The organism is Psychrosphaera sp. F3M07, from assembly GCF_018860345.1.
GTDB classification, from domain to species: Bacteria; Pseudomonadota; Gammaproteobacteria; order Enterobacterales; family Alteromonadaceae; genus Psychrosphaera; species Psychrosphaera aquimarina.
In genome coordinates, this window is record NZ_JAHKPJ010000021.1 from 235,657 (window position 1) to 255,987 (window position 20,331).

Genomic DNA, 20,331 nt, shown 5'->3' on the forward strand with positions numbered 1-20,331 from the left:
GGGATTTATCGCTTCATATAAGGGTCATCTTCAACACTGTCGATTAACCATTCTCCATCGACTCGTGAAAACACAGCTTGTCTTACATCATTAATTCGATCATCGTTTAACGTACCGGTAAATAAAATATTAACCACGGTAGTATCTGTCTTACCAGTCGAAACTTGATTAAGTGAACGATCAATTTTTAATTCGACACCAGGGTCAATCTGTAGATTTAATACATAACGTGCATAACCACGAGTCGTGCCATATGAACGTAAAATACGAGATAACTTAGCGGTTGAATACTTTTGTGCTTCACCCAGGTTTTTTTGATTATAAATGGCATCAAAGAACATCAAAGCGCGGTATTCAGGTGCGTCAGGGTTAGCAAACGCAGGAATGTTTTTGTTTGACTCATCACAAGCGGATATAAAACTAAATGATAATATCAGTACTACTAGTTTAAGGAACTTCACTGTTCACCCATTGTTTATCAATATTGATATCGTCAATTGTAACTAAAATTGTGGAATTGATAAGGAATTATTTTATATAAGAAGCGTCTTGAACTGGAAATTTGGAATAAAGTTAGTATTTGAAATAATAAAACCGCTAATTTGCATTAGCGGTTTTTAAAAATTACTTATTTTTAAACTTACTGAACGAGTTGATCATCATCAAACACATCAGCGAATAAAGCAGTAGATAAATATCTTTCTGCAGAGCTTGGTAAGATAACAACAATGTTTTTATCTGCGTATTCAGGTGTTTCAGCTAGGCGTTTAGCAACAACTACTGCAGCACCAGAAGAAATACCCGCAAGGATGCCTTCTTCTTTCATTAAACGGTGAGACATAGCAATTGCTTCTTCATTTGTTACTGATTCAGCTCTATCAACAACGCTCAAGTCTAAGTTGCCAGGGATGAAACCAGCACCAATACCTTGGATTTTATGAGGTCCAGGTTTTAACTCTTCGCCTTTAAATTTTTGGCTGATAACTGGAGAGTCAGTTGGCTCTACAGCGATAGACTCAATGTTTTTGCCTTTTTCTTGTTTGATATAACGACTTACACCAGTGATTGTGCCACCAGTACCAACACCAGCGATAAATACATCAATGTTTCCGTCAGTTGCTTCCCAAATTTCAGGACCTGTGGTGTCAAAGTGAATTTGTGGGTTGGCTGGGTTTTCAAACTGTTGTAGTAATACATATTTATCAGGGTCTGAAGCAACAATTTCTTGTGCTTTAGCGATCGCACCACCCATGCCTTTAGGGCCTTCAGTTAACACTAAGTTTGCACCAAGTGCTTTTAATAATTGACGACGTTCTAAACTCATTGTTGACGGCATAGTTAGTGTTAATTTGTAACCTTTAGAGGCCGCAACAAATGCTAATGCTATACCTGTATTTCCAGAAGTAGGTTCAATTAACTCTTTGCCTTTAGTTAAACGACCTGATTTCTCGGCATCCCAAATCATGTTTGCGCCAATTCTGTCTTTTACGCTAAATGATGGGTTTCTAGATTCTATTTTTGCAAACACATTGCCGCCAGTTACGCGGTTTAATTTTACAAGAGGCGAGTTACCAATTGATAAAGTGTTATCTGCTAATATTTTTGACATGTTATTTCCTACTGGAATTAATAATTGCTGCTAGTTAATACTATGAATGACGTTAACTGAAGTTCCATTTTTAACTATTATATTCAATTTATTCATAACCTATGGCTATCAAAAACTAAAAAACGAGTTTTTTTGGTTATAAATAGTGCGGTACATAGTTAGTAGTAAAATCAAAATACGGTGTTACAATTACTATTCATTAAATAAAATAATCCGAAGTTACTTTAATATGGCTAGAAGATTACCTCCATTGAATTCGCTTAAAGCTTTTGAAGCCGCGGCTAGAAACTTAAGTTTTACAAAGGCGGCGGAAGAGTTGTTTGTAACTCAAGCCGCAATAAGTCATCAAATTAAGTTATTAGAAGAACACTTGAGTATGAAGTTATTCATGCGGCGAAATCGTTCATTATTGTTGACTGAAGAAGGGCAAAGTTATTATTTGGATATCAAAGATATCTTTGCTCACCTTTATGAGGCCACCGAACGTTTATTAACTAGGGGGGCAAAAGGTTCAATTAGCATAGCACTCACTCCAAGTTTCGCAATCCAATGGTTAATACCAAGACTAAGCGAGTTTTCTAATTTACACCCAGACATAGACGTTAAAATTAAAGCTGTGGATTATGACGATAACTCTCTGACAGATGATGTTGATGTGGCAATTTATTATGGATTAGGTAATTGGCAAGGTGTATTTACCGATAAGTTATATACCGAATATTTAACTCCAGTTTGTTCTCCTCTGTTATTAAGTGGTGAAAAAGCATTATCTGAACCTTCTGATTTGATGAACCATACTTTGTTGCATGATATGTCCAGAAACAACTGGAAAGAATGGATAAAAGTAGCCGGGGTGAAAGATATTAATGTTAATCAAGGCCCTATATTTTCCCACTCATCTATGGTGTTACAAGCCGCTATACATGGACAAGGTATCGCACTAGGCAATAGCGTATTAGCTAAGCCTGAAATAGAGTCTGGCCGTTTGGTAACGCCATTTAACGAAGTGCTGGTGAGCAAAAATGCTTTTTACTTAGTCTGTCGTGAAGCTCAAGTAGACTCCCCTAAGATTGTTGCTTTTAGAAATTGGTTATTAGAAGCGGTGAGGGCGGAGCAAGAAAGTGTCTGATATTGTTGAAAAGTTAGAACATGGTTTTAAAAGTACGGTATATCAACATGCCCACCTAGCTAGTAAAGCTATTGTCGTTATGGCGCATGGAGCTGGAGCGGGCAATAGAAATGAATTTATGGACTGTTATTGTACCAAGTTAGCAGAGTCACAAATTAAAGTGATCAGTTTCAACTTTGATTATATGCAGATCATGTATGAAAGTGGTAAACGACGGCCTCCAAACCCCAATAAACAATTATTAACCCAATTTAACCAAGTACTTTCTGAGTTGAATACAAACTTGCCAGTGTTTATTGCAGGAAAAAGCATGGGAGGCAGAGTTGCTTCACAACTTGCCGCGACGTCCGAATTAGGTTTGAAAATACAAGGCTGTATCGTTTTAGGTTATCCCTTTATGCCACCAGGAAAGCCTGAGAAGTTTGCTGATAGAACACAACACTTTATAGAGTTAACCGTGCCGTTATTAATCAATCAAGGTGAGCGAGATACCTTTGGTGGTGTTGATTCTTTGTCTAACAAAAGTCACGAGCCAGTTCTTTGTAATAGTAAACTGCAACTTAAGTGGATACCGTCAGGTGATCATAGTTTTAAACCGTTAAAGTCGTCAGGGGTAACGATTGAAGAAAACATTGAAACGGCGGTAAGAAACACAGTTAAATTTATTCATGAGTTGGTGTAAACAATGCTAAAACTCAATACAAAATCATTTACTTTATTTGCTGCACTGAGTGGATTTCTAACCGTAATATTAGGTGCATTTGCTGCCCATGGTTTAAAGGGAAGTTTGTCTAGTTATGAGCTAGATATATGGAAAACTGCCGTGTTATATCAATTTGTCCATACCATAGTGATTTTACAAGTTAGCCAAATGAAAACGTCAACATTGTTAATTCGAGCTCAACTCTGGTTTAGTGTTGGTATTCTGTTATTTTCTGGTTCGTTATATCTTTTAGCTGTGACCGGGTTGACTAAATTAGGCATGTTCACACCTTTAGGTGGAATTTGCTTTTTATTGGGTTGGATTTACTTAATAGTACAGGTTGTTAAAAATAAATAATTTTATATCAATGATTTAGTGGGCTGTCGTTTCAGTATCGCGTTACCATTTTATTGTCGGCGTGTTACGAAAGAGGGGTGAAAATTGTCGTTGTTTGACCGATTGTAAGGTACAGATTTTCGAGGTTAGGTACTTTTGATTTAAATTCACTCACGAGAGTTTCAATGGTTTTATTTGGAGTTAATTTGTTTTCACCATTGATGAAATGCTGAAAAAAATAGGTCGCGATTATTATAAATAAAGTATTTATGTTGATATTTTTATGTTCGATAGCTTTGTCTTTATTTATCTTTAAAAAATTAAAATACTGTTCGATAACTTGAATATAAGCTTCTGGCAGCAGCCAGCTTTTCGATAAAATTAAACTGATTTTTTTCCAATTATCAAAGGTGTTTAATCCAAAAATTTCAGCTAAGGATTTTACATCATTCTCATTGGCTTTAACTAAACAAGCAGGTGTACTAGCGGCATAAGCAACCTTTGGGATAGTCATCAATGCAATCATTAGAATACGGCCAATTAATTCGTGGTACTTAGGCAGTCCATTTAAGGTTTGATGATGTAATTGGGATAATATATGACTAAATAAATCAATTTTATAGTTAACAACATCAGAGCCCATTTGTTTCACACTATGTTGTTTCACTTTTATATTGTCGTTACATAAAGTTGGAAACAATTGCACTTTCCCTAACATAGCAATCGCATGACTTACGTCTGTGACTTGCAGCTGCTTGCGGTTATGCATAGTTGCAAAGTTTAATAATAACTGTGATTGATCTGGGTAGTTTAATAATACTTTACCCAAGACTTTGTTGTTGTCTCGTAATACGCTCTGGGAGATGACTTTCCAACTGTGGTTCGCACTGTATCTATATATTCCAACATGTGACTCAGTGGCTTTAGGTTTAGCTTTTGACTTGGCATTTGTTTGTTCAAGTGCTTGTTGATTTAAGATTAAGCGAATTATCTTGTTATGATCTAATGTCTGGTGCGGTAATACTGACCTTACGTTATTAGTGTCTATTTCACTACATTCAACATTTTCATCTATGGATGTTTGTCCAAATTCAAACCCACTGCAAATTTGTTTATCAGGGCTTTGCGAAAGGATATAAGCAAGGTTTTGATTTTTCAGCCTTACTAATGCGCCATTAAAGTCCACTGATGATTTACATAATAAACTGAATTCAGTTTTATACGTCTGTAGATTAGGTTGGTTAAGGTGTAAATCGTCCTGAATGGCCAGTAATCGACTTAAAGCACTATTGTAAGTAACTTTACCTTTTAAACCTGAAAACGCGGTGATAGAGCAATTAAGGGCTGTTACAGCTAATAGTTGAATTTTAGAGTTAGCTTTAGAATAAGTATTTACATTTGAAAGCTGACTTAATAATTTAAGACTATTGTTATCGGCTATAGGGATACGTTTTGCCAATTGAAAACTGGCCTGGGGGCAATGTAATAAGGCTTTTTTGAATTTGCTGAGTTGTTTGTGGTCTTTTTTTGCAGCAATGAACTCAGGCAAAACAACATACAGTAATAACAGGCTTGCCTTAATTATAGAGTTACCATGCTCTGTAACGACATTACTATTGATACAAAGCGAACGACAAAAACAGGTATGTTTAAGAATGAATAAAGCAATAAAGTGCATGTCTTTATTGCTGGTATTTAAAATTAGCCCTGTCAATTGCGGATGAGTAGTTAACACAACATTCATCTTTTTTAACAACTCATCAAGTTGCTCTTCAAAATCAAGTTCAGTACGCTTGACGAAAACTTTATGACATGACGATGCCAGTTCACAAAGCTGGTTATAAGAAGATAACAAGGCCGATTGCAAAGTTAGATGTTATTAAACTGTTCATAGGCGCTGTCGCCCCAAGCAATTAATTGCCCATTTTCAAATAACATTGGCGTGCACTCATCTTTAGTTGTGATCCCGTCAGATTGTGTATGCTGTGTACGGTAGAACATAACTTGAAAACTTACGTCATCTTTTAATTTCGCTTCAGTTAAATCTGGAGAGCCCAATGTTTGAATAACGTAGGAGCGATTAATGTTTTCATCAATAGAAAGGGCACTGATAAATCGTTGGTTGAAAGCTTGTCTATCTTCCCAACCCATTTGATCCGGATCATCTTCGTAAAATGTTAAAACTAGGGCCGCAAATATTGCATATAACCCAAAACCTATTCCTACAAACTTAACGACCTTTTTATCCATGATGTTCTCTAACTTATCCGATTTATTATTATGCTTTTATTATAACGTGATCACTTTGTACTATGTCAAAAGAAGTTTATTTTTTATTTTTAAAGTATATTTATCTTATAACAAGGTTCATATTTACTTCCCGGCAGCTTCATCCGTCCTTGTTCGACAAACGCCATTAATAATTTATCCATACGATGCATCAATGTCTCATCACCTTGAAGGATAAATGGCCCTTTTTCTTTAACGGCTAACACGCCTTGTTCTTTTATATTGCCAGCTACAATACCTGAAAATGCTTTTCTTAAGTTTGCAGCAAGTTGGGTTTTAGGCTGATCAAGATTAAGGTTTAGTTGAGACATGTTTTCATGGTTAGGGTCAAAACTATGTTGAAAGTCAGGTTCTATATTTAAGGTCCAATTGTATTGATAGGCATCACCTACCGATTTCCTAAAATCTCTTACGTTTACCATTTGGTCTTTAATGAATTGTGCTACTGCAGCAGGTTTATCAGGCATGATATTCAATAAGTCACGAGCCTCTTTGCCCAATGTTGCTTCAACAAATTCAGCTATTTCTTCAAAATAGGCGATGGACTCAGCAGGCCCTGTTAATACAATAGGCAACACTTGTAATTTATTCTTAGGGTTTAACATAATACCTAAAAGATATAATAACTCTTCTGCGGTACCAGCGCCGCCAGGAAAAATAATAATGGCGTGAGCAACTCTGACAAAGGCTTCTAATCTTTTTTCAATATCTGGTAAAATGACTAATTCATTTACAATTGGATTAGGGGCTTCTGCTGCGATAATACTAGGTTCGGTTAATCCTAAATATCGTCCATTTTTAATTCTTTGTTTTGCATGGCCAAGCGCCGCACCTTTCATTGGGCCTTTCATAGCACCTGGTCCACAGCCAGTACAAATATTTAATCCACGTAAGCCTAACTGATAGCCAATTTCTTTGGTGTAACGGTATTCTTTTTCTTTTATAGAGTGGCCGCCCCAACAAACCACTAAGTTAGGCAAGTCGGTTGGTAAAATCACATTTGCGTGGCGAAGGATATCAAATATGGCATTGGTCACTTCAACACTGTCATTAAAGTCTGTTGTTTCATATTTTGACGAGTTAAATAATATGTCACGAATAACGGATTGAAGGTGTTCTTGTATACCCGTAATGATTTCACCATCAACAAAGGCAGCTTGTGGCGGGTTAATCAGTTCAATTTTAATCCCACGCTCACGGCTAAGTAGGTTAATTTCAAAGTCAGAATATTCGTTATATAACTCATCACTTTCATTCCCTACGTTTAATACAGCTAGTGCACAACTTTTGAAAAGGGCATATAAAGGGCTGTTCGAGGACTTTTGTAGTTTAGAAACTTCTGTTTGCGATAATAAATTCATCCCATCAAGTGGGTTAAGTAATACTCTCATTCATATTCCCGTATGTTTTTATAAAAACTGAAAAATTCAATTTTTATTAATATGCTGTAGTAGATAGAGGAAACAGGTTATTTTTTATAACACGTCTTATTTCGGCCTGTATGTTTTGCTTCATAAAGCGCTTTATCAGCTCTATCAAATACAGTATGGGTATTGTCCGTCGCTTTTAATGCCGTCACACCGATGGAAACGGTGATATTCAACCTATCTTTTTTGATTGAAAATGGAATGGCTTCGATAGCAAGACGCACTTTTTCAAGTGCTAACATGGATTCTTTAGGATCTGTATTGGTTAATATACAAACAAACTCTTCACCACCATATCTGGCAACATAGTCAGATACTCTAAAATGTTTTCTTAACGTTTTGGCAACAATTTGTAATGTCTTATCGCCAACACTATGCCCATATTTATCATTAATACTTTTAAAATGATCTAAGTCTAAAACGGCTAAACATAGTGGCTCTGGGTGACGGATCCAACGATGAAACTCTTCATCAAAGCGTTTATCGTATGCACCCCTGTTTGGTAAACCAGTTAACGCGTCAGTTTCACTTCTTGATTTCTCTTCTAACCATTTGGTGCGATAGAAAGAAGTTCTTTCTTCCATTTTAGAAAGTTTAGTTTCCATCTTACTGAGTGAAGAATTAAGTTCTTCGGTACGTTGCTTTTCAATATCTTCTTTCTTTTTTATTGACTCAGTAATGGAGTTTAACTTGCTATTAATAAGGCCTTTTAACTGCTCTACGTTATTTGTTTGTCCTGACTTTTGTGACAATTCATGGATTTGTTTTTCAATCTGGATATTTAATTTAGCGAGCTCTAAATCGTAATGTTTGGAGTTGGCTAAGGAATCGACTAATACTTGCTGAACTTCTTCTAGCGCTGAATTTATGCTTAGTACTAATGTTTGAGTTTGTTTAAATTCTTCGCCAAACTGTTCAATTACTTCTGCAAACGTTTTAATGCATAGGTTTAGTTTATCTTTTTCAACGGTAGTATTTTTTATTTGGATCAAGCGTTTGTCTAATGACGGAACCAAAATCTCGTTATTAGCTAAGTTATCTAAACTGTCTACTAATATCTTGGTGATATTGAAACTTTCAGGTGCATTTGTCGAATTGTTAGTGTTTTTTAGCGCACTAAATAATTCAAGTAATTGAATAGTTTGCGGTTGCAGTTCTGTGAAAATACTTACCGTTCCTGACTTTAACTTATTTACAACCATTCTTAATTGGCGTCTTAAATTATCTGGAATACCGGTTGTGCTTTGTAATATTTCACCTGATTCGATTAAGGCATCTTTTAATGATATTTGAGATTTTTGTTGGAATTGTTCTAACGATTTAACTTTTAGGTTAGCGGATTCAATTGCATTGATAACGGATTGGTAATCAGCATCGTTTACGACAAGTTTTCTAAGTTTGGTAAGTTGGATGTCTAACTCAGGACTACTTCCTTTTGTAACATGACTTAATCTTTCTACTAAGCCAAAAGAAGCCTTATATGCTTTAACTTGTAATGCTTGCTTAATTTTTTCGTTGTCTACGTTATCGTTCAATTTTATTTCCGTATTATAAAGACTATAAGAGATAAATAGTTTGAAAAATCAATCCTAATAATGTCTTTAACTATAAGAGGTATAACAAAAAAAAGCCATCTATAAAGATGGCTTTTTAATGATAAAAATATCAAGTCAAAAACATAATTGCGTTATTTATTTAATAAATAATAAGGCAACCAGCTATTTTCTTCATTCTGTTCAACAATCATCATGTACTCGCTTAGTAAATAATAAAAACAAGATTGGGGACTTGTTGATGAGAATAATACTCGATTTTTGATCGTTTGTGTAATCTATTTTGTAATATTACAAATGGGCTTACATTTTTTTGTGTGTTGAGTTGCATATTTGGTTGGGTTTTAAATTGAGGTGTGGGCGCTATTGTTTTAAAGTGTTTATTTATCAATGGTTTAGTTTTACATTGAGGGTTGGTAGATGTTCGGTTTTGGTTTCAAGGTTGAAATGTTACTTTTTCACTTACGTGATTTGGTGGGGGTTAGATAGGGCTAAATAAATTTTGATACACTCTAGTTGCATGTTCATCTGACATACTCGCTAAATAATCGGATAATATTCGGTCTGGATTATTCCCTTTGGAGTCTGCATTTATCCATTCTTGTTTGATACTGTTAGGTAATAACCTTAATGGATCACTTTTAAAGGCATCAAACATTGCCATTAACATTCTCTGACCTTTAAATTCTAACTGCTGTATTTGTGTTGCCATGATAACGTTATTAAAAACAAACTTTTTAAGTACATCTAACAAGGCCATAGCTGAATCGACCAAGGTGGCATTATATTTAAGTAGTGGTTCTGTAAATGCAGGGTTAACTTCAATGATAGTGATATTGGTAATTAAATGATTTACTAAGGCGCCAATTGCATTTTTACGTAAATGGTGTTCGTGGCTAAATAACATTTCGGTTAAATTGGCACTATGTTTTTTAGACCAAGGGTTTTCAATTTCTAATAATATAGGCAGAACTTGATCAAGCCATTTTTCTTTAGTGACATTGTTTAACACTATGGCATCTTCTAAATCATGTACACCGTAGGCAATATCGTCTGCTAGTTCCATAATGGATGCATCAAATGATTTGTACACTGTGGCGTTATTATTCAAGGTTAACAATAATTGTCGGTCTGGCTCTGTAAGATCTTTGAGTACCCAATCGAAACTTTTTCCGTCATCGATAAAGATGCCTTTGGTTGGTTTCCAATCTGCTGCTTTAATTAAGTACATGCCGTTTTCTTCTATATTCGAGGGGGTAGGGGCATCTAATAAACGAGGGTATTTAATTAAACCAAGTAAGGTTCTGCGAGTTAAATCCATACCAAAAGATTTAGTATAAGGTTCTAATTCAGTTGCGATTCTAAACGTTTGCCCATTTGCTTCAAAGCCACCTGAGTCTCGCATCATATAATGCAAAGCGACTTCACCACCATGGCCAAAAGGGGGGTGACCCAAATCATGTGCGAGGCACAAAGATTCTATTAAGGCATCACTTGGTAATAACGCTTGTAAAAGCGGACTTGCTAAGACTTGAGTACTCTGCCTTAATTGTGCGGTTAAGCCGGTGCCGATTTGAGCAACTTCTAATGAATGAGTTAAGCGAGTTCGATAAAAGTCATTTTTACCAACACTTAATATCTGAGTTTTAGATTGTAAGCGGCGAAAAGCGGCAGAGTGCAATACCCTTGCTCTATCTCTTTGAAAAGCATCTCTATGGTCATTAGGTCTTACGTTCCTGTCACCAGATAGCCGTGCTTGCCACTTATTCATAAATCTGCAGAAATCTCATCTAAACTCAGACTGAAACTAGGAACAAATACATCCATAAAGTAATTAACTTCAGGGGTTCGGTATTTTTCTAATGTTTTAGAAATATTGTTTTTCGCTTTCTCGAATTCATGGTTACCCGCAGATATTTCTTCTAATGCTTTGAGATAACCGCATATTACATCAGCCGATTTAACTAAAAACGCGACTTCAGTATCTATTTTTTCATGTTGAATGAGCGGAGCAAAGTCTTCCTGAAACTCCGTGGGCAACATATTAACCAATGTTTTTTCAGCGATTGATTCAATTTTTTTATATTCTTTGGCAATGTCTTCGTTAAAGTATTTAATAGGGCTGGGTAAGTCACCAGTTAATACTTCCGAACTATCGTGGTAAAGCGCCACTAACGCAGCGCGTTCAGGGACTATATTGCCATTAAATTTTTTGTTTTTTATGACCGCTAAAATGTGACTAACAATAGCGACTTGATAACTGTGTTCCTGTACATTTTCTTCAGTGACAGTACGCATTAAAGGCCAACGATGGATTAATTTCAATCTTGCTAAGTTGGCAAAAAAGTGACTTGTCTTCATGTATAAAGTACAACCTTGTTATTGTTTATAATGTTTAAAGAAATCTGCAAGTTCAGCTAATGCTATTTTTAAATCATCGATATTTGGTAAGAATACAAGCCTAAAGTGATCTGGTGAAGGCCAATTAAAACCTCGACCATGAACGAGCAAAATATGTTTCTGTTTCAACAAGTCTAACACCATTAATTCGTCGTCTTTAATGTTAAATTTTTCTAAATCAATTTTAGGGAATAAATACATGGCACCTTGAGGACGTGTACAACTGATGCCATCAATTTCATTTAACGCTTTATAAGCAAATTCCATTTGTTTGTATAAACGTCCATCTTTATCGACTAAATCATTAATGCTTTGGTAACCACCTAATGCTTGTTGAATCGCGTATTGGCATGGTACATTTGGGCACAATCTCATTGAAGCCAACATGTTTAACCCTTCGATATAATCAGAGGCATGTAAACGACTACCTGATAACATCATCCAGCCGGTTCTAAATCCTGCTGCACGGTAGTTCTTAGATAAACCACTAAAGGTAACGGTAAATAGGTCAGGTCTTAATACAGCAATGCTGTGGTGAATGGTTTTGTCATACAAAACCTTATCGTATATTTCATCACTGAAAATAATTAACCCGTGTTGGTCGGCTAACTCTGCTATCTCCAATAAACATTGTTTAGAATAAACAGCACCAGTAGGGTTATTAGGATTTATTAACACAATTGCTTTGGTGTTTTTTGTGATTTTAGACTTTATGTCTTCGATTGATGGTGCCCAGTTTTGTTCTTCATCACATAAATAATGGACAGGTTTTCCACCACTTAAATAAACCGATGCCGTCCATAAAGGATAATCTGGAGAAGGGATTAAAACTTCATCACCATTATTTAACAATGCTTGCATTGACATTGCGATTAATTCACTCACACCATTACCAATATAAATGTCTTCAACACGTATATCTTTTAACCCTTTTTGTTGGTAATACTGCATGATGGCAACTCTGGCAGAGTATAACCCTTGTGAATCACTATAACCTTGTGCTTTTGGCAGTTGTTTGATGACATCTTTTAACATGTCATCAGGGGCTTCAAAACCGAATGTGGCTGGATTTCCAACATTTAACTTTAAGATTTTATGACCCGCGGCTTCTAGGCTTTTAGCATGATCGAGAACTGGGCCGCGAATGTCGTAACAAACGTTATCTAATTTTGAAGACTTTTTTATTGGTTTCATTTACTTAAGGGTACTTTTATAGGTTAAACACATCTTGTTTCACATATTTACAGACAAAGGGTTATTTATGTCAAATAATATATTTATCTAAGTGATTCAATCGAGGTGTATATGGCGTTACCTTTCATCGCATTAGCAGCCGTAATCGGCACAAGTGTGGCTCATGAGTCGACAAAATCAAGATATAAAGATCTAGAACAGTTAAGACATATCGCAAAAGAAGATACAGATGACTTATCTGTTATTAAAACCCCCTCCGATACGTATTCATCAGATACTTATGTGCAACCACAGCCTGGCAGTATTGTTTGTTGTGAAGTATTCAATTTATTTGAACATACTGGGATTTGGATTGACCAAGAAACCATCATTGAATTGAGCAACGATGGATTGGTCAAAGCTGTGTCGGCATCCCGTTTTTTAGATGAACGTTCAGGTAAAAATATATTTGTAGCGTGTAATGCTCGTCATCAACCGATTGTATTACCAGGTTGTGAAAGCAGGGCTCTACATAGCATATTTACCTATCGAGAGTATGATGTATTAGAAAATAACTGTCATCGATTTACCCATTATTGTCTTTCAGGAAAAGACATAAAAGTGTCACGCTTTACACGATTAAATGAATTATTAATTGATAATGTAGAACAAAATATATATTGGGATAAAGTTAAGGTTTAGAGATAAAACTGTTAATATAAAACCTTAATTTATTGAGGTATTTATGACGTTAAAAATAGTAACTAAAATTATCCTTGCTGCAATTGTAGTGTACGCAGCAATTTATCCTATGTTGAACCTGCCTACGAGCAGTATTACTACGACAGAAAAGAATAACCACCTACCTAATATTGTTAAAATATCTCCATTACCTGACTTTTCAACTTATGTAGATGTCAAAGAGAAAAAAGTCGCTTTTTTCTCTTACCTGACGCCTTATGTTGAGCAAATTAACCGTGAAATATCGTTACAACGTGACTTTATCAACCGATTAGATAAATTTCCGCAATTTACTAAAGATGCTGAAAAACTAGTGAAAATTGCCAAAAAATTTAAAGTTGATATGGAACAAGACTTTCCAGAACTTAAACGCCAATTATTGTTAAGGGTAGATACTTTACCGATTGAACTCGTTCTGATGCAAGCGGCAAATGAAAGTGCTTGGGGCACATCTCGATTCGCTTTGACGGCGAATAACTTGTTTGGCCAATGGTGTTTCAGAAAAGGTTGCGGTGTGGTCCCAAGTGGACGTCCAGAAGGTAAAACATACGAAGTTAGAAAATTTAAACATCCAATTGACTCTGTTCGTGGTTATTACCATAACTTAAATACAGGTCATGCTTATGACTTACTTCGCGATTTACGAGCAAACTTGCGTAAAGAAAATAAACAGTTAGATCCTAATGTCATTGCCGATGGTTTATTGTCTTATTCAACACGTCGTGAAGCATACATTGCTGAATTAAAACAAATGATCAGAATCAATAGAAAATACATCAAAGGTAATTAATAAAAATGTTTAACATTAAAATGGGCGCTCTTACTGGTTTATTATTGCTAAGTGGCGTTATATTTCCTTTTAATACTTATGCTGATAGCACCCAATTAGTCCTAAATTATGATGGGTTTTTTGACCGTATGGACGACTTGGATGAGCCTGAATATCAAGATATAAAACTGGCGTTTTATTTCATGGATGTCAAAGGTAATGCTTGTCCGGTAAAAGCGGTAAGGTTACAAACACAACTAGCTAAAAAAGAAGTTTATCATTTAGCCAGTGGTGAAATTTTATTACCTTTTGACCATCAATTAGATGCTGATAAGGCCGCCATCGTTATAGATAAAGTGGACTCACAACCTTGTGGTTTAGATATGCGTTTGGAAACCAGTATTTTATTTGAACAGAAAGTGGGGGTTGAGAAAGCGAAATCGTTAATTGGTACATTCGACCTAGCATTAAACGACCTAGCTGGGATGATGTCATTTACCTTACCTGATGTGGTTGGTATAACGTTTAAATCGAAAATAGGTGAAACATTAACGATCACTAATTTAGCAGCTGGACATTGTGAGTTAAATGCGTGCACATTAACCTTATCTGATTTAACTTTGTATCAAGAAACGATTAAATTTTCACATACCATCATGAAAGCCGTTCCTTATATTAAATAAGAAAGGTTACATGGATTTATAATAACTGAATTTCTATATCTTCATTTGGAACACTACAACAAGTTAAAATCTCGCCTTTTCTAACAAAGGCGAGTGGTTCGTTGATATATGTAATGGAACCAGATTTTAACTTACATCGACACGCCCCACAAAACCCTTCTTTGCAATGATATAGCACTTCAACTCCATTATTTTGTAACGAGTTTAACAAAGTAGAATCCGTGTTATTGAACTCAATCTCAGTTTCAATGACGTCATGGCGGTGAACAGTGACTTTAGTCATAGTTAATCTGTAATCTCAACTTGTCGATGAAAACTGACTTTAGTTAATAATTGAGGGCTGATTTGACAACAAGGCTGTATGAAGAGGATATGTATAACATTGTTATTTAACATATTAATAACTAGCCTTTGTTCTTATTGTTTTGGGCTTAAAATTTAACAACATACCTAATATAAACTCTGATTTAACACGTAAGTTGTCATTATTATGATAGAAAATATTATACCGTAATAGTGATAAATATTCACGTTAAGAGTAGGCGTTATTGGATAATATAACGCCTAATTGATGATTACTTTTTTGTTGGTATATGTATTAGTTTTTAATTAAATGCGCCAAACCTTCTCTTACAAAGTTTGGTAGAGCAAAGGCAGCAGTATGTATGCCTTTATTATAATATTTGAATGACAAACCACTTTCATCAACCTTAGATTCGTTAAAGTCAGTGATTGGGTTATATTTTTTAGACGCCAGTGTAAAACACCATAATCCACCAGGGTAGGTTAAATTACTGAAGCTATACATATAGGTTTGATCAAATACGTTATTCAAGACGGTTAACAAGGATTTTTGTATCTCTTTGCCATACCAAGGCGTTTCGCCTTGAGAAACAACCATACCGTCATCGGTTAAACAGTTGTTTACATCTTGATAAAATTCTTCACCAAATAAGGGGGTAGCAGGCCCTATAGGGTCCGTACTATCTATGATGATCACATCAAATTTTTCGGTGGTTTCTTTAACAAACTGAACCCCGTCGCCAATGATTAAATTAATTCTATCATCGTCTAAAGCACTCGCTGTTAAAGGAATGAACTCTTTACAAGCATCGACAACCATGGCATCTATTTCGACCATAGTGCATTTTTCAACACCTGGGTGGCGGATAACTTCACGGGCAGTACCACCGTCGCCACCACCAATTACGAGTACATTTTTAGGGCTTGGATGAACAAATAATGGCACATGAGAGATCATGTCATGATATGCAAATTCATCACGTTCAGTGACCATGATCAAGCCATCATTTAGTAACATTTTACCGTGACCTTTGGTTTCAACAACATCGACAGTTTGAAACTCACTTTTGCCAGAGAAAAGTACTTTTTCTACTTTTAAACGAAGCCCTAAAAAGTCTTCAAATTTTTCTTCTACCCATAGATCAGAGTACATGGTTTTCTCCGTTGATATTTATTTTAACTGGTGCGGAAAATTCAGTAGAGGGTTTTAAATAATTACTAAATTTAACTTCATAACCGTTGGTTAATGTTTGTTGTATTTTACACGTAGCCTGATATTCAGCCGGAATAAATTGATTGACCTTATTTAGGTAATCAAATTCGTTATAGGTAAGAATATCGAATGATGCAGGTTCTAACACTGAGATTATCTGCGGACTGAGTGAAATTAGGTCAATGTTAGACTCAAAACTAACGTAACTACTGGTTTCTTGAGGCGTAACATGAATCGTTAAATATTTATCATCTTTAATCGCATTTAACGAATATCCATAAGGGTCAAATACAAAGTCATCGATTGTAAAACCAGGGATCAGCTGGTCAAAGTTAAACAGCGTTCTTATTTGCTGTTTAGATAACCCTGTTGTAGAAAGTAGTTTTGAAGCTTTTTCACTAATTTGATAGGCCAAAAATTCGTAGGTCTTATCTTGTTGGTCAGCTTGAAAATCATTTTCATAATGGAAAATAAAATTATGGTGTCCATCAAGGGCGCCAAAACGATAAGCTTGACCATCAATGTATTTAGCCAGAGTTCTTAAATCATCGCCAAAACAACTTGGTTGGGCATGAGAAAAGTATTCGTTTTTACGCTGATATGTAACTTGTTTTAATATTGCTTTGTCATACTTTTGAATGAAGTATTCAATAGAATTGATAAGCTTAGTTTCACCACAGGTTAAGATTAAAAATCTGTCATCCCACACAAACAAGCTTGACTCAGATAACAAAAAGGCTTTGCAATATTTATTTTCAATAGAAGATAATATTTTTGCTTCACATTTATGTACTAACTCATGCCAATATTGGTTTGGAATATCGTTTAGTAGCGATAGTTTGTTACTATCTATTTGGATTTCGGCTTTTTTTTCAGCACCTTCAAAAAACAACGATAGAGTCTCCGCAAATTATTAGCTTATAGCTATTTAAGTTGGCGTATTCTACAAAAATTCTTATACATCACAATAAATGATCGAGTTTTTAGTAAAAAAAATTATAATGCCGGAATTCACAATTATAGAGTAATACCATTTAAACGATATGGTATGAAACGACATATTTTAAATTAGGCGTACTTATGGATCTAATAAAAGCAATTAACGTTGATCTTACCCCCGCAAATGTTGTGTTTGAGTGTTCAATAGAGCAAAGTGGTATTTTCAGAGATACGATTCATATTGTTGGTTTTGAATTTGATGGCACGGCTTGTTTCCGTAAGGGCACAAAAGATGGACCTAATGCCTTAAGAGAGGTATCTGATGGGATTGAATCGTATTCTCCTTATTTGGATGATGATATTGATGGGATTTCGTTTGTTGATTTAGGTAATTTCAAACTGCATAACTTAACAGAACAACCACAGCTTGTTGATGCATCCTCAGAGTTTATTGAGTCATTATGGCAAAAGGGTACAGATGACTTTGTAGACTTGTTTTCAGATGTGAATTTACAGCAAGATAATGTAAAGGTACTAACTCTAGGCGGGGAACATTCTATTTCCTATGCACCTATTAAAACGTATTTAGACCAATATGATGACTTAACATTAATTCATTTAGATGCGCATGCGGATTTAAGAGATGGTTATCTAGGTTATCATTACTCCCACGCATCAATTATCAGACGGGTTGTTGATCACTTTGGTGCTGGTCATGAGTTGATCCAATATGGTATACGCTCTGGGACTAAACAAGAATATGTTTGGATGGATGAAAACCAAACATTAATCAAAGATAGAACTTCATTCCTTAAAAAAATAGAAAGTATTCCAAGTGATAGACCAATCTATTTAACATTGGACTTGGATTATTTTGATCCTTGTTATTTTCCAGGTACTGGAACACCAGAGCCTGGCGGTGAAGATTTTCACTCGTTCGTCAGTTTATGTAAGATTTTAACGAATAAAAACTTTGTCGGTTGTGATGTAGTTGAATTGGCGCCAAATATTGATGCATCGGGTAATAGTGATGTATTTGCCGCTAAAGTCGTACGTGAACTTATTTTATGTTTAAACAATTCTGGTACATCAAATCATGCCTAACAAAAATACCGAAACATCAAATTGGAACTTTGAAGACTCTGAAAAGTTATACGGTGTTAGCCGTTGGAGTAAGGGGTATTTTTCTATTGGCGCTAATGGAGATTTATTAGCGACGCCTGATCATCATCAACCTAGTCTCACCATAAATATTCAAGAGATTGTTGAAGAAATGAATGAAACGGGTATTCAGTTTCCTGCGGTTATTCGTTTCCACGACATTCTCCGTTCACAGGTAGAGTCACTAAACCTTACGTTCCGAAATGTTATAAATGATGCCGACTACCAAGGGCAGTACTTTGGGGTATTCCCAATCAAAGTTAATCAAATGCGTGAAGTGGTAGAAGAGGTGGTTAGTGCGGGTAAACAGTTCAATTACGGTTTAGAAGCCGGCTCAAAACCAGAGTTAATGGCTGCACTTGCTTACAACACAAACAAGGAGTCTTTAACCATTCTTAATGGTTATAAAGATGAAGAGTATTTTAAGTTAGCTTTGTTGGGGCAACAGATTGGCCGTAAAATCATTATTGTAATTGAAAAATTTAATGAATTAAAAACCTTGGTGCGGATAGCGAAAGAGATGGGGGTTATGCCTATCGTTGGTTTACGCAGTAAGTTAATGGTGAAAGGCAGAGGAAAGTGGAAAAACTCAAGTGGCGAACGTGCTAAATTTGGTTTGAGTTATGTTGAAATGTTAAATGCGATTGATTATTTAACAGAGCAGGGATTTGCTGATAGTGTCAAATTGTTGCATTTTCATATTGGAAGCCAATTAACTGATATTCGCTCTGTTAAAGACGCAATACAAGAAGCCTCCATGGTTTATATGAACTTAGTTAAATATGGTGTGCCATTATCTTATATTGACGTTGGTGGTGGATTAGCCGTTGATTATGATGGAAGTCAATCTACACATAACTCGTCATGTAATTATTCTACCGAAGAATACATTGTTGATATTGTTTATGGCATCAAACAAACGTGTGACTTGTATGATATTCCACACCCTAATATCGTCAGTGAAAGTGGCAGGGCGATCACAGCTCACCATTCTTGTGTTATTGCAAAAGTGATTGGCGAAATCAAACCCAACAGTACCAAGTTTGATACCAGTATTGAGCAAGATGAGCATATTTTAATCAGTAATTTGCGCGATATTACCCAAGAACTTAATTGCGAAAATTACCAAGAGATGTATAACGATTTAGTCTCTGTAAAAGCACAAACGGTCAGTGCTTTTAATTTAGGCGTTCTTAGCTTAAAAGACATGGCTAAAATGGAGTCGTTATATTGGCAAACTCTGGAAAAGATCAATCAACATTTAATTGGCGAGGAATTTATTCCAGAACAGTTAATGGAGATACCCGCGTTATTATCGTCACAGTACTTAGTGAATTTCTCTGTGTTTCAATCAACCATAGATTCCTGGGCCATTAAACAAGTATTACCGATTGTGCCAATCAACCGTTTGTCAGAAAAACCTACCAAGATAGCAAGTTTAGTGGATATTACTTGTGATAGTGATGGCAAGATAGATCAGTTTATTGAATCTAATGGCTCGACAAATACATTGCCTCTACATCAACTAAACACAGGTGAAGATTATCATGTTGGCATATTTTTAACGGGCGCTTATCAAGACGTTATGGGCGACATGCATAACTTATTTGGCCGGTTAAATGAAGTGCATATATATAGTTATGACGACGACCCTAAAGACTATTACATTGAAGAAGTCGTACATGGTTCGAATATGGGGGATGTTCTGTCCACTATGCAATATAGCTCTGAAATTCTAGCTAATAATATAAAAAAAGAGATTGATGTAAAAGTATCGCAAGGGTTAATCAAACCAAGGATGGGTGTTCAACTTACCGATTTTTATGAAGGTTGTTTAAGTAATTACACATATTTAACAGACGATAAACACTAATCAAAATAGTAAAGTTAAATAATAGATATA

The 20,331-nt window shown here is 35.5% G+C and carries 20 protein-coding genes; 8 read left to right on the top strand and 12 right to left on the bottom strand.

Annotated features, from left to right (window positions below; all coding sequences use genetic code 11):
* Window positions 1–5: 5 nt before the first annotated feature.
* A complete protein-coding gene (locus tag KO505_RS11810; RefSeq protein WP_216055651.1) occupies window positions 6–461 on the bottom strand; it encodes a hypothetical protein in 456 nt (151 codons plus the stop codon).
* Between the two features lie 179 nt (window positions 462–640).
* Window positions 641–1,609 (bottom strand): cysteine synthase A, encoded by a 969-nt coding sequence (gene cysK / locus KO505_RS11815; RefSeq protein WP_216055652.1) that lies wholly within the window; start codon window positions 1,607–1,609, stop codon window positions 641–643.
* Between the two features lie 229 nt (window positions 1,610–1,838).
* On the opposite strand from cysK, the gene KO505_RS11820 reads away from it, so the two are divergent.
* The 3 genes from KO505_RS11820 to KO505_RS11830 are packed head-to-tail and all read left to right on the top strand — an operon-like array spanning window position 1,839 to window position 3,798.
* Complete coding sequence (locus tag KO505_RS11820) at window positions 1,839–2,738, top strand: transcriptional regulator GcvA (RefSeq protein WP_216055653.1); 900 nt, start codon at window positions 1,839–1,841, stop codon at window positions 2,736–2,738.
* Window positions 2,731–3,420 carry an alpha/beta family hydrolase gene (locus KO505_RS17415; protein ID WP_216055654.1) on the top strand — a complete coding sequence of 230 codons (690 nt, stop codon included), beginning with the start codon at window positions 2,731–2,733 and terminating at the stop codon, window positions 3,418–3,420. The genes KO505_RS11820 and KO505_RS17415 overlap by 8 nt, the downstream gene beginning before the upstream one ends.
* A gap of 3 nt (window positions 3,421–3,423) precedes the next feature.
* Window positions 3,424–3,798 carry a DUF423 domain-containing protein gene (locus KO505_RS11830; protein ID WP_216055655.1) on the top strand — a complete coding sequence of 125 codons (375 nt, stop codon included), beginning with the start codon at window positions 3,424–3,426 and terminating at the stop codon, window positions 3,796–3,798.
* 64 nt (window positions 3,799–3,862) lie between these two features.
* Here the strand turns inward: KO505_RS11830 and KO505_RS11835 are convergent, their stop codons facing one another.
* The 7 genes from KO505_RS11835 to KO505_RS11865 all read right to left on the bottom strand — a co-directional run bounded on the left by KO505_RS11835 (window position 3,863) and on the right by KO505_RS11865 (window position 12,640).
* On the bottom strand, window positions 3,863–5,632 hold the full coding sequence (locus KO505_RS11835; protein ID WP_216055656.1) for a hypothetical protein: 1,770 nt from the start codon (window positions 5,630–5,632) through the stop codon (window positions 3,863–3,865).
* A 14-nt stretch (window positions 5,633–5,646) separates the two neighbouring features.
* Window positions 5,647–6,027, bottom strand: coding sequence for a DUF3192 domain-containing protein (locus KO505_RS11840; RefSeq protein WP_216055657.1), 381 nt, complete (start codon window positions 6,025–6,027; stop codon window positions 5,647–5,649).
* An 89-nt stretch (window positions 6,028–6,116) separates the two neighbouring features.
* Window positions 6,117–7,457 (bottom strand): nucleotide 5'-monophosphate nucleosidase PpnN, encoded by a 1,341-nt coding sequence (gene ppnN / locus KO505_RS11845; RefSeq protein WP_216055658.1) that lies wholly within the window; start codon window positions 7,455–7,457, stop codon window positions 6,117–6,119.
* 77 nt (window positions 7,458–7,534) lie between these two features.
* The gene (locus KO505_RS11850) at window positions 7,535–9,028 is read right to left on the bottom strand and encodes a GGDEF domain-containing protein (protein ID WP_216055659.1); all 1,494 of its coding nucleotides are present in this window, start codon (window positions 9,026–9,028) and stop codon (window positions 7,535–7,537) included.
* A 499-nt stretch (window positions 9,029–9,527) separates the two neighbouring features.
* Window positions 9,528–10,817: an anti-phage deoxyguanosine triphosphatase gene (locus KO505_RS11855; RefSeq protein ID WP_216055660.1), complete on the bottom strand. Its 1,290-nt coding sequence runs from the start codon at window positions 10,815–10,817 to the stop codon at window positions 9,528–9,530.
* Window positions 10,814–11,407 (bottom strand): 5'-deoxynucleotidase, encoded by a 594-nt coding sequence (yfbR, locus tag KO505_RS11860; protein ID WP_216055661.1) that lies wholly within the window; start codon window positions 11,405–11,407, stop codon window positions 10,814–10,816. Before yfbR ends, KO505_RS11855 begins: the two co-directional genes overlap by 4 nt.
* A gap of 18 nt (window positions 11,408–11,425) precedes the next feature.
* Complete coding sequence (locus KO505_RS11865; RefSeq protein WP_216055662.1) at window positions 11,426–12,640, bottom strand: pyridoxal phosphate-dependent aminotransferase; 1,215 nt, start codon at window positions 12,638–12,640, stop codon at window positions 11,426–11,428.
* Window positions 12,641–12,751: 111 nt separating this feature from the next.
* On the opposite strand from KO505_RS11865, the gene KO505_RS11870 reads away from it, so the two are divergent.
* Genes KO505_RS11870 through KO505_RS11880 form a run of 3 tightly spaced genes read left to right on the top strand, consistent with a single transcriptional unit; the run spans window position 12,752 to window position 14,812 of the window.
* Window positions 12,752–13,321 (top strand): hypothetical protein, encoded by a 570-nt coding sequence (locus tag KO505_RS11870; protein WP_216055663.1) that lies wholly within the window; start codon window positions 12,752–12,754, stop codon window positions 13,319–13,321.
* Window positions 13,322–13,364: 43 nt separating this feature from the next.
* Entirely contained in the window at window positions 13,365–14,150 is a 786-nt protein-coding gene (locus KO505_RS11875; protein WP_216055664.1) for a glucosaminidase domain-containing protein, read from the top strand.
* Window positions 14,151–14,155: 5 nt separating this feature from the next.
* The gene (locus KO505_RS11880) at window positions 14,156–14,812 is read left to right on the top strand and encodes a DUF2987 domain-containing protein (RefSeq protein ID WP_216055665.1); all 657 of its coding nucleotides are present in this window, start codon (window positions 14,156–14,158) and stop codon (window positions 14,810–14,812) included.
* A 16-nt stretch (window positions 14,813–14,828) separates the two neighbouring features.
* On the opposite strand, the gene yfaE is transcribed toward KO505_RS11880, so the two are convergent.
* The 3 genes from yfaE to KO505_RS11895 form a co-directional block, all read right to left on the bottom strand.
* Window positions 14,829–15,095 carry a class I ribonucleotide reductase maintenance protein YfaE gene (gene yfaE / locus KO505_RS11885; protein ID WP_216055666.1) on the bottom strand — a complete coding sequence of 89 codons (267 nt, stop codon included), beginning with the start codon at window positions 15,093–15,095 and terminating at the stop codon, window positions 14,829–14,831.
* Between the two features lie 315 nt (window positions 15,096–15,410).
* Window positions 15,411–16,268: a polyamine aminopropyltransferase gene (speE, locus tag KO505_RS11890; RefSeq protein WP_216055667.1), complete on the bottom strand. Its 858-nt coding sequence runs from the start codon at window positions 16,266–16,268 to the stop codon at window positions 15,411–15,413.
* Window positions 16,258–17,220: an adenosylmethionine decarboxylase gene (locus KO505_RS11895; protein WP_216055668.1), complete on the bottom strand. Its 963-nt coding sequence runs from the start codon at window positions 17,218–17,220 to the stop codon at window positions 16,258–16,260. Before KO505_RS11895 ends, speE begins: the two co-directional genes overlap by 11 nt.
* Before the next feature lie 188 nt (window positions 17,221–17,408).
* Between KO505_RS11895 and speB the strand changes: the two genes are divergently transcribed.
* Together speB and speA are read left to right on the top strand one after the other, a co-directional pair.
* On the top strand, window positions 17,409–18,371 hold the full coding sequence (gene speB / locus KO505_RS11900; RefSeq protein ID WP_216055669.1) for an agmatinase: 963 nt from the start codon (window positions 17,409–17,411) through the stop codon (window positions 18,369–18,371).
* Window positions 18,364–20,301: a biosynthetic arginine decarboxylase gene (gene speA, locus KO505_RS11905; RefSeq protein ID WP_216055670.1), complete on the top strand. Its 1,938-nt coding sequence runs from the start codon at window positions 18,364–18,366 to the stop codon at window positions 20,299–20,301. The genes speB and speA overlap by 8 nt, the downstream gene beginning before the upstream one ends.
* Window positions 20,302–20,331 lie beyond the last annotated feature (30 nt).